The sequence below is a fragment of the Flavihumibacter cheonanensis genome (assembly GCF_022352215.1).
Classification (GTDB): Bacteria; Bacteroidota; Bacteroidia; order Chitinophagales; family Chitinophagaceae; genus Flavihumibacter; species Flavihumibacter cheonanensis.
The window spans coordinates 40,646-53,043 of the sequence record NZ_JAKRWF010000006.1 but is presented as its reverse complement, the minus strand read 5'-3'; the positions used below and the strand labels follow the sequence as shown (position 1 = coordinate 53,043).

Below are 12,398 nucleotides of genomic sequence, written 5' to 3'. Positions count from 1 at the left end.
CATTTACGCATGATTATTGTGATTACAGGCTCCAGCAAGGGCATTGGAAAAGCTGTGGCCGAGGAGTTTGCTTCAGAAGCACATCAGTTTTTTTTATGCAGCCGGAATGATTTCCAGTTATACGAAACGCTGAAAGACTTGCAGACCAGGTTTCCTGCAAGTGAATTTAAAGCTCGTCCAACCGACCTTTCCAAACGGGAGGAAGTTCGGGATTTTGCCGAATGGGTATTATCTCACGGTGTTCCCGACATTTTGATTAACAATGCTGGCCTTTTTATACCAGGAAGCATCCACAATGAAGAAGAGGGTGCGCTAGAAACTTCTCTTTCCGTTAACTTATTATCTGCCTACCATCTTACCCGTCATTTTTTACCAGGTATGATGGCCAGAAAGTCGGGCCATATTTTCAATATCTGTTCCATCGCTTCCATTGCCGCTTACACAAACGGAGGCGCTTACAGCATCAGCAAATATGCCCTGCTCGGATTTAGCAAAAACCTTCGGGAAGAAATGAAACCCCATGGAATAAAGGTTACTGCAGTTCTACCCGGTGCTGCCTATACAGATAGCTGGTCCGGATCAGGAATAGACCCGGATCGCATGATGGAAGCCCGGGATATTGCCCTGATGATTGTTGCCACCAGCCGTTTGTCAAGCAGGGCATGCGTTGAAGACATTATTCTTCGCCCTCAATTAGGTGATTTGTAATTTGTGCTTACATGCAGCTTCGTTTTTCTACAATACTTCCGTTTGGATTCTTCTTACTGTTGCCATTTTTTTCAACAGCACAGGTTAGCTTTACTACACTTGCCGATAAGCAGTCTATTGGACTGAACGATATTCTTCAAGTGCAGTTCATTGCCGAAAATGCCAGCCAGATTGAATCTTTTGAAGCACCAGCGTTTTCTGATTTCAATGTATTGCAGGGACCCATTGAAACAAGTGGCATGAGCCTGGTGAATGGTGAAATTTCAAGGTACCAGGCGATGACATTCATTCTGCGACCTAAGCGTACCGGTAAATTAATCATACAGGGAGCTACTGCACTCATCAATGGAAAACGAACAAAGTCAAACCAGTTGAGGATTGACGTTGGTAGTGCCACTCCTCAGTCGGCTAATCCTTACCCGATTGATCCGGGCATCAGCGCTTACCGCCGCCAGATCCAGGAAGATTATATTCTTCAACCTGGAGAAACGCCTGCAGAGAAGATAAAAAAAGGACTCCTAGTAGTTTTGGATCTCGACAAGACCACTGCATATGTTGGAGAATCCATCGTTTCCACCTATAAATTGCTGACAAGACTACGTTCCGATTCCAGAGTCAGCAAACGCCCCTCTATGAATGGCTTCAGTGTATACGATATGATCGAACTGGACGGTGCTGGTCCTACTATTGAGGAACGGGATGGTAAAGAATACCAATCGCATATCATTCGTAAAACCCAACTCATCCCTCTACAGGAAGGAACCTTTGAACTGGAACCGGTTGAACTGGAAAACAAGGTTCGCTTTCTTCGGACCGACCAGACATCCGGTTCAACCAACAGGAGTTCCTTACAACGACTGATTGATGACCTTATGGGAGATGCATCCGGAAGTTGGGAAGAACACCAGATAACAGTTGCAAGTCCGGCTCGTAAAGTAACCATTCTTCCGCTTCCACCAGGAGCCCCCGGCAGCTTCTCCGGCGCAGTTGGCAAATTCACCATCAAAGGAACTAGTTCCACAAACAAAATAGCAGCGGGTGAAAACCTGACCTATATCCTGGAAATTGAAGGTAGCGGTAACCTTCCCCTTATCAATGCACCCGAATGGCTTTTACCGGATAGCATCACCAGCTTTGATCCGCAAATAACCGAAGAGCTGAACAAAAGCATTAGTCCAATGGAGGGTAAAAAAACAATTACCTATACCATTACCAGTTCAACACCCGGCACCTTCCAATTGCCAGGTATTGAATTCAGCTTTTTTGATCCGGCTACAAAATCATACCAAACACAAAGAACAGATAGTATCCGTCTTACAGTAACAGCCTCCCTTAACCGAATACCAGGGAAACCCAAGACACAACAAATTTCAGAACCGGTTTTATCTCCAGATAAACTCATAATCATAGGTGTAGGCTTGCTGGTTTTTGGCGGCATGATCTGGCTCATAATGGCAAGAAAAAAACCAGGCAAACCTCTTGAAAATCCAGCCCCGCTTCAATCTGAATCTATTAAGCTGGAACCTGTACATAGAACAATATCGGACTATCTGATACCGCCCAGATGGGCAGCAGGAAAAGAGGATCCGGTACTTTTCTTCAAGGAATTGGAAACAAGCATCTGGAATTGCATCGGCGATCATTTTGAACTTACTCCATCTGAAAGAAAGAAAGAAACCGTAATTCCGATGCTGAAAGCAAGGGGTTGGAGTGATGCTGACCTGGCCGCGCTTGATTCGATCTGGAATCGTTGCGAGTGGGCTTTGTATGCACCTGGATTAGCAGATGCGGATGCTGCAGCTATTTTGATTGAAGTAGAAGGATTACTAACTAAAGTGCAGCAATCCTGACGCTCATTCATTTTCCGCGTATTTATAACCCACCCCTCTCACGGAGTGAAAATATTTAGGATTACGGCTATCTTCTTCGAAATATTTGCGGAAGCTAAGAATGAAATTATCAATGGTACGCGTAGTCGGGTATACATTGTATCCCCAAACAGTCTGTAGGATCTTCTCCCTCGGCACCACTTCGTTTTTGTTTTCGATAAGCAGTTTCAATAACATAGCTTCCTTTTTACTGAGCTGGATCTTTTGTCCGTCCTGAGTGGTAGCTTCCTGCGCCCTGAAATCAATTTTATTGGGTCCAAACTGGTAGGTATCTCCAATGGTATCCTTATCCTTTAATTTTTTATTTTTTTGAATCAGTTTATGGACCCTTAACATTAATTCTTCCAGGTTAAATGGTTTGGTCAGGTAATCATCGGCTCCTTTTTTTAAACCTGTAACCCGGTCAGCACTACTGTTTTTAGCACTTAAAATTAATATGGGCACTTCATTGTGCTGAATGCGAATGGATTCCAGGACGGTGAGTCCGTCCATGCCCGGAAGCATGATATCCAATATAACCAGATCGAAATACTCCTGCTGAACAGCCTTTACAGCTGATAAACCATCATAGGCTGAACTTACTTCATATCCTTCCAGTTCAAGGTTCAGTTTTAATGCCTCATGCAGGTTTTCTTCATCTTCAACCAGCAATATGGATATAGTGTCTGCCATGTTGTTTAATTGTTGGGTAACTGAACTATAAAGTTAGCACCAACGGGATGATTGTCTGAAACCCGAATGGAGCCACGGTGATCTGTCGTTATTTTTTTGCAGAGATAGAGACCCAATCCCGTTCCCTGGGTGGTTCGTACGGATTCATTCCCGATTCGATAAAACCGCTTAAAAATTTTCCCTTTTTCTTCATCTGGTATTCCGGGTCCCTGGTCTGCTATTGACATTTCAATATTAGTTGTACCCAGTGCTAACTTCACCTGAACTGCTGCTGACCTGGGACTATATTTAACAGCATTGTCCAGCAGGTTATTGATCAGAATCTGGATAAGTAACGGATCGGCTTTGAGATAAATAGAATCAGGTATCTCAAGGATCCAGTTGCGGTCTGGAAACCGTTGTTTAAAATCCATAACCAGCCGGGAAATCAAGGCAGACAAATCCAGGTCTTCCTTTACGAGCTTGTAACCACCTCCTTCCAGTTGGGATGAAATAAGAATATTGTTGGTAAGTGTATTGAGCCGGTTGGTTTCCTGAAGGGTCATCCGGAGTAGTTTCTCTTTTTTCGCTTCATCCAGTTTGTGTTTCTGAAGAGTTTCCAGGTTCAGTTTGGCTACTGCAATTGGTGTTTTCAGTTCATGGGTAATAGCCATCATGAAATTCTGTTGCTGCTGGGCAACTTTAAACTGCCGCCGTACAGCCCTGAAAACAAAAACAGCTCCCACGAGAATGATGAATAAAAAGGTAGCCCCTTCTCCACGGTACTGGTGTGTTTTACGAATGGACTCTTCATTGATCTGTTCCACTTTTTTAAGGTATTGCGGATCATCAGCAACCAGTTCCATTAGCCGGTAATTAGCCATCTGGTTGCTTTGCTCCTGTAACCGGATATACCAGAAAAGCAAGGCAGCTATGATATACAATAGCAAAACCCAATAGAGAATGGTAGCTAATGCCAGTTTCTGTTTGGGTAAAAAGCGGAAAGGCATAATTAGTCAGGAGCTTTTTCGACCCGAACTCCCACATTTAAGATATGTTCCAGCGGATCATCGCGCATGATCTGTTCCAACTTGAATTGGTAAGTACCAGCTTTCAATGAAACAGGAGCCTGGGAAATTCGAACCCGGTGTTCATAAATATCATCCATTCCTGTACCCAACCAACCTTTATCATTGGTTGCCAATTGCAGATCAAGGGCCTGCACCTGTGATACAGAATCACCAGGCGCCCGGGTATGGATATTCAACCACAAATTATTATAGCGGTATGCATCTGCATGACGCACTACTACAAAAATATTATATCGTGATACAGTATCTGTAATATTGAATTCGAAAGATGGCTTATCAGCAACCTGCCAGCTATGATTTTCCAGCGTTGCGTTGCGTTCAAATACGTCAATGGTTTGACAGGAAACAAACAATAGCATCAAAACCGGAAGCCATGCAAAATGGAATCTTTTCATATCCGTAAAAATAGCTTATAAGACATTCAGAACCTGCTCCTTTGCTTTTTCCAGCTCATCTTTCATCAGCACTACCGATTGCTGGATAGTGGAGTCATAGGCTTTGGCCCCGGTGGTATTAATTTCTCTGCCAATTTCCTGGAGCAGGAATGAAAGCTTTTTCCCGATTTCCGCATCGTTATCACGAAGGAGGGTGCGGAAATAGTCACAATGGTTCTTCAGCCGAACCTGTTCTTCACTTATATCAATTTTCTCGATGTAGTAAATAATCTCCTGCTCCAATCGGTTCTTGTCATACTGTTCTGCGCCTACATTTTCTTCCAGCAGTTTTACCAGCCCCTCCCGAATCTTCAACTTCCGCTTCGGTTCCAACGCTGCAATCAGTTCCTCCTGCTTTTCGATGTTGGAAATCCTGTTCAGCAGATCAGCCTCCAGCACTTTTCCTTCTTTCAGGCGATGCTGGTTCAGGTCATCTGCAGCTTCATCGAGGATCGACTGAAAAACCAGCCATTCGTCCTCTGTCAATGTATCAGAGGTTGGAGTAATAACCTCGGGAAGCTTTAATATATTTCCCAGAATATGGGAATCGTCCAACCCCAACTCTTTGGAAAGTTCAGCAATCGGCTGAAAGTAAGCTTTTGCCAGCGAGATATTAATACTTACGGGTTTTGCAGTTCCGGTTTGCTTCAGGCTGATGGTGCAATCGATGGTTCCTCTTTGCAGTTTTTCAGAAAGGCGCTTACGGATATCAAACTCGAAAGGTTTAATAAATGCAGGCATTTTCAGGGAACAATCAAATTGTTTCCCGTTCAATGATTTGATGTCTATCAAAAATGTTTTGTCTCCGACATTCCGTTCAGCTCTTCCAAATCCGGTCATTGATTTCAGCATGAGAATCTGTTTTATTGGGCAAGGTAAGGAATCTATTGACTATGGCTACGCAAATACCAGAGCCGTTAGTTCCTTTTTGGAATAGGTTCTGAGTTCGCCCGATTCCCAGCCATCGGCACTTAAGTTTCCAATCCGGTAGCGTATTAGCCGAAGCGTTGGGAAACCGGTTTTAGCCGTCATCTTTCTTACCTGGCGATTCTTCCCTTCTGTCAAGGTCAATTCAATCCAACTGGTCGGTATGTTTTTTCGATATCGGATTGGCGGATTTCGTTCAGGTACGACTGGCTCTTTTTCCAATAGTCTCACTTTTGCAGGCCTGGTCAGATAGGTTGTTCCATTCACTGAAATCTCAACACCATGCTGTAATTGCTGTAATGCCTGGCTGGTTATTGCACCTTCCACTTGCACCAGGTAGGTACGGGAATGCCCCTTTGCAGGTTGCAGAAGTGCAGCATTCATTGTCCGGTCGTTTGTGAGCAACAACAATCCTTCGCTATCATAATCTAACCTGCCAACCGGATAAACATCCGTCGGCACTGAGCAAATATCTTTCAGCGTTTTCTTATCTCCTTCACTGCTGAATTGTGATAAAACCTCGTAAGGTTTGTATAGTACGAAGTAGAATAACATGTATAAAAAAAAGCCCGGGAGTAAACCGAGCTTTATTATTATGATGGGTTAGTAAGTAGGGAACAGAAATTCCCTACACAATATTAAAAATAATTTTCTCTATTGAAAAAAATATTTACAAAAATTTTATTCACATTTTATTTCCGTCTGTGGAAAAGGATGGACTTTATCAATCCAATTCAATGCAATTACCTTTGTTCAAATTTTAAACTATGCAGTTTCCTTCACCTGTTGCTATCACCTGGATTGCCGACCTGATTAATGCAACTGTAATTGGCAATAAAAACGGACAGGCAACAGGTATCAACGAAATACATCGCGTAGAAAAGGGCGACCTGGTTTTTGTTGACCATCCCAAGTATTATCAGAAATGTATTCAGTCTGCTGCAACTTTTATCATCATCAATACAGACAAGGTTAGTGTGCCTGATGGGAAAGCCTTACTGGTAGTAGAAAATCCATTCGAAGCTTATCTTACCATTGTGGCTCATTTCAGACCCTTTCAGCCTGCGCTTCGTTCCGTTGCAGAGAGTGCAAAAATCGGTGAAGGCAGTTATATCGCGCCAAATGTTTTCATTGGTCACCAGGTCGAGATAGGAAAAAACTGCCGGATTCATCCAAATGTTTCCATCCTGGATCATTGCATTATTGGCGACAACGTCATCATTCAGTCCGGTTCCGTTATCGGATCTGATGCATTTTACTACAACGGGAAAAAGGACCGTGAAGTCTGGTATAAAAAAATGGAAAGTTGTGGCAGAGTAATCATTGAAGACCAGGTTGAAATTGGTGCGGGTTGTACTATAGATCGTGGAGTTAGTCACGATACCCGTATCGGAAAAGGAACCAAACTCGACAACATGGTTCATATTGGTCATGATACCATCATAGGAAAAAACTGTTTATTTGCTGCACAGGTGGGGATTGCAGGTGCTACCACTATAGAAGATGGTGTGATTTTATGGGGACAGGTTGGCGTGAGTAAAACACTCACGATCGGCAAAAATGCAATTGTGCTGGCTCAGTCTGGTGTAGGCGGAGATCTGGAAGCCGGTAAGGTTTATTTTGGCTCACCCGCTGAAGATGCATCCACAAAAAAAAGGGAACTCGTTTGGATCAAACGAATTCCCGAAATATGGAAGAAACTGAATGCCTGATTGCTATTCTCTTTGCGGGCTATAATCATAAGGCACAGCATCTGCAATGCGTTCATAACTCCAGTAACCGGTATTGATCAGGTCTGCCTGTTCCCACCAGTAACCGTTTTCTTCAATAACAAAATCGTCCAGGATATCCAATACAGTTAACTGTACCCGGATATGTGGAGGCAGTTTATAAAACTTTACAAAAGCCGGATCTGGCATCTCTTTGTAGTACTTGATCCGGAATTTTCCAGGTAACAGAATTTCAACTACCCCACTGTCTTTAAAATAAAAACTGGTATCATAGTATTCGGGCAGACGGGCTGATTCAAATTCACGCGCATCCTGATTGGTAACTTGCTCTAGCACAAACCCTTCTTCCTCTATGGTTTTCGCATGCCAGCTGCGCATAAAATGCAACTTACTTCCCTTATATGCTTTATTCCGGTTCTTTTCCCATACAGCTTCTTCTTCCGGAGTGCCATTCATAGTTTCATAAAATGGGTACCCACTGAAAGTGGAGACTTTAGTGCCGTATTCGTAACTCAGGGAATCAAGTCCATAACGGATTTTATAACCCAGTGCACGGTTCACTATCCGGAGCTCTTCCTTTGCCAGCACTTTTAACCGATTTCTTTTTTTGCTGTAGAAAAAACGCAGTGCTTCCGGATTTTCCAGTTCACATTCCCTGGCATTGATAGTTGTGCCCAAAAACTGCTCTTTAAAAAAACTTCCGTATTTATTCCATCCATCAGGCACTTCATTACTGCCCGCAACAGTTACTGACTCCATACTATTATCCTTTGGGATCAGTTGAATGAACAAAGGTTCTGTATTGGAAGCATTGATGCGCTGTTCTCCCGACTGATATCCGGTAAATGAAACTACCAGATCGTATCCGCCTTTAGGTAGTGAAATACTGAATTCACCATCATTATTGGTAATAACTCCAAAAGTGGTATTCTGGCAAAATACAGATGCACCTTTTAGAGGTTGCTGACTGGCTGAGTCCAGCACTTTTCCAGTTACAGTAAATCTTTCCTGAGCCAACACTGCAGGCAAGGAAAACAGAAAAATGAAAACGGTAAGAAGCCATATTCTTTTCATGCGATATTGATTTCTGGTAATTTGAACGTGAATTTGCAGTCGATGGTATATAGTGAATGCAAAAAAGAAGCCATTTATCCTGAATAGTGAAGTAAGTACCGTTCGGAAGCGGAAAGCACCGCCTTTTCAAGGGGAGTATAGTGAAAATCCGGAATGAACTGCAGCAATTTACTATTATCAAAATAGGTTTTACTCTGCGCTATTTTTGCAGTTTCCCGGCTAAGCAATGGTTTTTTTCCGGTAAAAGCAGCTTTTATTTTTTCCAATCTCCACGCAAGGCTGCTTAAAAAAGGACCTGCTTCTCTATAGGGCGGGTTTTTATTCAACCCTTTTGCAATCGTTTCAAGTAGTTGTTTAAAACTCCAACTCTCTCCATTTAATATAAAACGTTCCATTGTTACAGAATGCTCCAGTAAGCCAACAATTGCCCTGGCTGCATCCTGTACATCAATGAACCCGTTTACACCGGTGGTGAACCAGGGAAATTCCTGGTATACATTTTTAAATATGGCGCAACTGCTAGTATCCCAATTGCCAAATCCAAGAATTGTACTCGGGTTTACAATAACACCTTCAAGCCCTTCTGCAAGTCCTCTCCAAACTTCCATCTCAGCCCGGTATTTGGTATACGCATAGTGCGTATTTAACCTGCTGTCCACCCATTTTTTTTCTTCCGTAACGGATTCGCCATTTGCTGTTCTGCCCAGGGCGGCTACAGAGCTGACATGAACGAAACGTTTGATACCTGCTTCGATAGAAAAGTTAACAATATTAGCAGTGCCATTTATATTGGTGGCATACATTTTTTTCCGGTCCGCACGATGAAAGGATACAATTGCTGCGGAATGAATTACAGCATCCATTCCCTGCAGTGCGTCTTCCAATGAACCGAGGTCCAGCACATCGCCTTCCACCCATTCAACCTGTTGCAGGATGTCTGGAGCAATAAAAAAAGGCATGGATGAAGTACTTCTCGAAAGTCCCCTAACCTTATATCCCTTCTGAATCAGAACCTCCAAAATATAGGCGCCCAAAAAGCCGGTTGCCCCAGTTACCAGTACGGATTTTATTGTTGGATGAGGAGATACTGCAATCATGATTTATAGGTGTAATAACCGGCTCCGGTTTTTCTGCCCAGCTTACCTTCTTTTACTTTTTGTTCCTGTACCGATGAGGGACGAAGTCGTTCGGGTTTTCCGAGTTGTTCATAAACACTGCAACTGACAGCATAGTTCACATCATTTCCGATAAGATCCATCAACCGGAATGGTCCCATTTTAAACCCTGCTGCCTCCATCAAATCATCTATTAATGAAATAGAGACACCCTGTTCCGCCAGTCTGAGTGCTTCGATATAGAAGGGTCTTGCAACACGGTTAACAATAAATCCGGGAGCGTCTTTACAGATTACCGGCGTCTTACCCATACTGGTGGCCAGTTCTGTTATTTTTCGTACTACTGCAGGGGAGGTGTGAGATGTTGTTACTACTTCCACCAGTTTCATCAATGGAGCAGGATTAAAAAAATGCATTCCTGCTACCTGGGAAGGATAGGGATGCGCATCTGCAATTTCTTCAACGGACAAAGAAGAAGTATTGGTGGCATAGATGGATGAAGGACCATTAAGAGCCGCCAGTTCTTCAAACAGTTTGGTCTTAACGGAAAGTTTTTCAACAATTGCCTCCAGCAAAACAGGCGCTTTACAGAGCGAGATGTCTGTAGTATATTCTATGGACTGCAGGATTGAATCAAAAGCTGATTCTGAGATTTTTTGCTTTTGGACAAGATTTTCCAACCGCTGCCTGATCTGCTCCTCCGCTTTTTTCAAAACAGGCGCTGAAAGGTCAAACAATAGCACAGAGAGGCCGTGCTGTGCGGCGGTCTGAGCAATGCCAGCACCCATTGTACCCGCACCACAAACTAACAGGGAGCGATTTTTCATGGTTGCATCCATTTAGATACTTGCCGTAAACTGTTGAAGGAACCGGACATCATTCACACTGAAATGGCGAAGGTCATTAATCTGATATTTCAACATCGTGATTCTTTCAATGCCCATTCCGAAAGCATAGCCGGTATATTTATTCGAATCAATGCCGCAGTTCTCCAATACCTGAGGATGTACCATTCCACACCCCAAAATCTCGACCCAACCGGTATGTTTGCAAACATTACAACCTTTTCCATTGCAGAGCAGGCAACTGATATCCATTTCCGCACTGGGTTCTGTAAAAGGAAAATAGGAAGGCCGGAAACGGATCTTTACTTCTTTCCCGAACAATTCCTGCACGAAAAAATAAAGTGTTTGTTTCAGATCGGCAAAGGATACCTGTTCATCGATATACAATCCCTCTACCTGGTGGAAGAAACAGTGGGCTCTTGCAGAAATGGTTTCGTTTCGATATACACGTCCGGGGTTTACAATGCGTATCGGCAATTTGCCTTTTTCCATTTCGCGGATTTGCACGTTACTGGTATGCGTACGCAATAACCAATCCGGATTCTGATTGAGATAAAAGGTGTCCTGCATATCCCTCGCAGGATGATTTTCCGGCAGGTTCAATGCAGAGAAATTATGCCAGTCGTCTTCAATTTCCGGTCCTTCCGCAACAGAAAATCCAAGCCGGCGAAATATGCTCAGAATTTCGTTTCGTACCAGACTAATGGGATGACGTGAACCAACAGGCAGAGGATCGCCGGGAAGGGTATAATCTATTCCCGCCGGCCCCTGGTCAGACTGGCTTTCGAGCAATTGTTTCCAGGTTTCATATTTTTCTTCAGCAAACTGTTTGAATGCATTGAGAACAGCACCGAATTCTTTTTTCTGGTCAGCAGGAATGTTTTTCATCTCTCCGAACAAAGACTTTACAATTCCTTTAGTACTTAAGAATTTCAGGCGATATTCCTCCAGGGAGGCTGGTCCGTTCATTTCCAGGCCATTGATCTCTTCCCGGTATGCTTCAATTTGCTTAACGATCATTTCCATATCAACAAAGATAAGAAGCCAGGCTGAGAAGCAGCGCAGGAATGAAACAGCTTATCGAAGGATGAATAACTGGAAATAGATCCATACAAAGGGTGTAGCCAGCAATAAAGAATCAAACCGGTCGAGAAATCCACCATGACCGGGCATGATTTGTCCGCTGTCCTTAACACCTGCCATTCTTTTCAGTTTACTTTCCAGCAGGTCGCCAACTGTTCCGCTGATTGCGGCAATCAGGGAAATTGCGATGGCATGAGGCACAGGCAAATCAATCAGCCATGCCCAAATTGAAATTGCAGCAACGGCCAGCAGGATGCCCCCTAATGTACCTTCCCAGGTTTTTTTGGGAGAAATGGCACTCAAAGGTGTGCGGCCAATCATTGATCCTACGAGATAAGCCATTGTATCGTTTATCCAGATGGTAAAAATAATGGCAAGTGGTGCGATTTTGCCAATTTCTGGCAAGGCACGCAAATGCATGAGCAGGCCGAAGCTGAGGGAGATATACAAGACACCCAAAAAGGAATAGCGGATGTTTATCAACTCAATATTCCGGGAAAAAAGAAGTTCCGTTATCGGCAGCATGAATAGTAACAATAGCCCCAACCACCAACCGACTGCATGCAGCGACAGATCTCCCCAAACAAACTGATCACCGGTGAAATAAAGCAGTACACACCAGCCTGCTAGTTGAACAGCCCAACGATGAACCGGTGTGATTTTAGTATAGCGGGGTTCAAATTTCCCAACCAGTTGCTGATACTCATACCAGCACCCAAAATGGATAACAGTGAACAGCAGAAAAAAAGCATACTGATTCCAGAACAAGCCGGTCAGCATTACCGCAACAAAAATCAGGGCGGTGGATGCCCGGGTCCAGAATGTTTTCCAGTTAAACGCCATGGCAGTAC

The 12,398-nt window shown here is 43.6% G+C and carries 13 protein-coding genes; 3 read left to right on the top strand and 10 right to left on the bottom strand.

What is annotated here, in order from left to right; genetic code table 11:
• Nucleotides 1–9 precede the first annotated feature (9 nt).
• Complete coding sequence (locus tag MD536_RS20095) at nt 10–708, top strand: SDR family oxidoreductase (RefSeq protein ID WP_239603440.1); 699 nt, start codon at nt 10–12, stop codon at nt 706–708.
• A gap of 11 nt (nt 709–719) precedes the next feature.
• A complete protein-coding gene (locus MD536_RS20090; protein ID WP_239603438.1) occupies nt 720–2,558 on the top strand; it encodes a BatD family protein in 1,839 nt (612 codons plus the stop codon).
• A 3-nt stretch (nt 2,559–2,561) separates the two neighbouring features.
• Here MD536_RS20090 and MD536_RS20085 read toward each other — a convergent pair whose 3' ends face one another.
• Genes MD536_RS20085 through MD536_RS20065 form a run of 5 tightly spaced genes read right to left on the bottom strand, consistent with a single transcriptional unit; the run spans nt 2,562 to nt 6,255 of the window.
• Entirely contained in the window at nt 2,562–3,269 is a 708-nt protein-coding gene (locus MD536_RS20085) for a response regulator transcription factor (protein ID WP_239603437.1), read from the bottom strand.
• 5 nt (nt 3,270–3,274) lie between these two features.
• Nucleotides 3,275–4,258, bottom strand: a complete 984-nt coding sequence (locus tag MD536_RS20080) for a sensor histidine kinase (protein ID WP_239603435.1) — start codon at nt 4,256–4,258, stop codon at nt 3,275–3,277.
• 2 nt (nt 4,259–4,260) lie between these two features.
• Nucleotides 4,261–4,734, bottom strand: coding sequence for a gliding motility lipoprotein GldH (locus MD536_RS20075; RefSeq protein ID WP_239603434.1), 474 nt, complete (start codon nt 4,732–4,734; stop codon nt 4,261–4,263).
• 15 nt (nt 4,735–4,749) lie between these two features.
• Nucleotides 4,750–5,625, bottom strand: coding sequence for a YicC/YloC family endoribonuclease (locus MD536_RS20070; RefSeq protein ID WP_239603432.1), 876 nt, complete (start codon nt 5,623–5,625; stop codon nt 4,750–4,752).
• A 45-nt stretch (nt 5,626–5,670) separates the two neighbouring features.
• Nucleotides 5,671–6,255 carry a pseudouridine synthase gene (locus MD536_RS20065; RefSeq protein WP_239603430.1) on the bottom strand — a complete coding sequence of 195 codons (585 nt, stop codon included), beginning with the start codon at nt 6,253–6,255 and terminating at the stop codon, nt 5,671–5,673.
• A 212-nt stretch (nt 6,256–6,467) separates the two neighbouring features.
• Here MD536_RS20065 and MD536_RS20060 point away from each other — a divergent pair, with 212 nt between their 5' ends.
• Entirely contained in the window at nt 6,468–7,412 is a 945-nt protein-coding gene (locus tag MD536_RS20060) for a UDP-3-O-(3-hydroxymyristoyl)glucosamine N-acyltransferase (protein WP_239603429.1), read from the top strand.
• A gap of 3 nt (nt 7,413–7,415) precedes the next feature.
• On the opposite strand, the gene MD536_RS20055 is transcribed toward MD536_RS20060, so the two are convergent.
• The 5 genes from MD536_RS20055 to MD536_RS20035 all read right to left on the bottom strand — a co-directional run bounded on the left by MD536_RS20055 (nt 7,416) and on the right by MD536_RS20035 (nt 12,390).
• Entirely contained in the window at nt 7,416–8,504 is a 1,089-nt protein-coding gene (locus MD536_RS20055; protein WP_239603426.1) for a carboxypeptidase-like regulatory domain-containing protein, read from the bottom strand.
• Between the two features lie 74 nt (nt 8,505–8,578).
• Nucleotides 8,579–9,601: an NAD-dependent epimerase/dehydratase family protein gene (locus MD536_RS20050; protein ID WP_239603424.1), complete on the bottom strand. Its 1,023-nt coding sequence runs from the start codon at nt 9,599–9,601 to the stop codon at nt 8,579–8,581.
• Nucleotides 9,598–10,446, bottom strand: a complete 849-nt coding sequence (locus tag MD536_RS20045; RefSeq protein WP_239603421.1) for a 3-hydroxyacyl-CoA dehydrogenase NAD-binding domain-containing protein — start codon at nt 10,444–10,446, stop codon at nt 9,598–9,600. Before MD536_RS20045 ends, MD536_RS20050 begins: the two co-directional genes overlap by 4 nt.
• 12 nt (nt 10,447–10,458) lie before the next feature.
• The gene (gene pheS / locus MD536_RS20040) at nt 10,459–11,490 is read right to left on the bottom strand and encodes a phenylalanine--tRNA ligase subunit alpha (protein ID WP_239603419.1); all 1,032 of its coding nucleotides are present in this window, start codon (nt 11,488–11,490) and stop codon (nt 10,459–10,461) included.
• Nucleotides 11,491–11,541: 51 nt separating this feature from the next.
• On the bottom strand, nt 11,542–12,390 hold the full coding sequence (locus MD536_RS20035; RefSeq protein WP_239603417.1) for a phosphatidate cytidylyltransferase: 849 nt from the start codon (nt 12,388–12,390) through the stop codon (nt 11,542–11,544).
• Between the last annotated feature and the right edge of the window lie 8 nt (nt 12,391–12,398).

What these genes read in the sequence shown, in the direction of transcription:
- MD536_RS20095 (WP_239603440.1), top strand. Translation starts at nt 10, where the DNA reads ATGATTATTGTGATTACAGGCTCCAGCAAGGGCATTGGAAAAGCTGTG.
- MD536_RS20090 (WP_239603438.1), top strand. Translation starts at nt 720, where the DNA reads ATGCAGCTTCGTTTTTCTACAATACTTCCGTTTGGATTCTTCTTACTG.
- MD536_RS20085 (WP_239603437.1), bottom strand. Translation starts at nt 3,269, where the DNA reads ATGGCAGACACTATATCCATATTGCTGGTTGAAGATGAAGAAAACCTG.
- MD536_RS20080 (WP_239603435.1), bottom strand. Translation starts at nt 4,258, where the DNA reads ATGCCTTTCCGCTTTTTACCCAAACAGAAACTGGCATTAGCTACCATT.
- MD536_RS20075 (WP_239603434.1), bottom strand. Translation starts at nt 4,734, where the DNA reads ATGAAAAGATTCCATTTTGCATGGCTTCCGGTTTTGATGCTATTGTTT.
- MD536_RS20070 (WP_239603432.1), bottom strand. Translation starts at nt 5,625, where the DNA reads ATGCTGAAATCAATGACCGGATTTGGAAGAGCTGAACGGAATGTCGGA.
- MD536_RS20065 (WP_239603430.1), bottom strand. Translation starts at nt 6,255, where the DNA reads ATGTTATTCTACTTCGTACTATACAAACCTTACGAGGTTTTATCACAA.
- MD536_RS20060 (WP_239603429.1), top strand. Translation starts at nt 6,468, where the DNA reads ATGCAGTTTCCTTCACCTGTTGCTATCACCTGGATTGCCGACCTGATT.
- MD536_RS20055 (WP_239603426.1), bottom strand. Translation starts at nt 8,504, where the DNA reads ATGAAAAGAATATGGCTTCTTACCGTTTTCATTTTTCTGTTTTCCTTG.
- MD536_RS20050 (WP_239603424.1), bottom strand. Translation starts at nt 9,601, where the DNA reads ATGATTGCAGTATCTCCTCATCCAACAATAAAATCCGTACTGGTAACT.
- MD536_RS20045 (WP_239603421.1), bottom strand. Translation starts at nt 10,446, where the DNA reads ATGAAAAATCGCTCCCTGTTAGTTTGTGGTGCGGGTACAATGGGTGCT.
- pheS (WP_239603419.1), bottom strand. Translation starts at nt 11,490, where the DNA reads ATGGAAATGATCGTTAAGCAAATTGAAGCATACCGGGAAGAGATCAAT.
- MD536_RS20035 (WP_239603417.1), bottom strand. Translation starts at nt 12,390, where the DNA reads ATGGCGTTTAACTGGAAAACATTCTGGACCCGGGCATCCACCGCCCTG.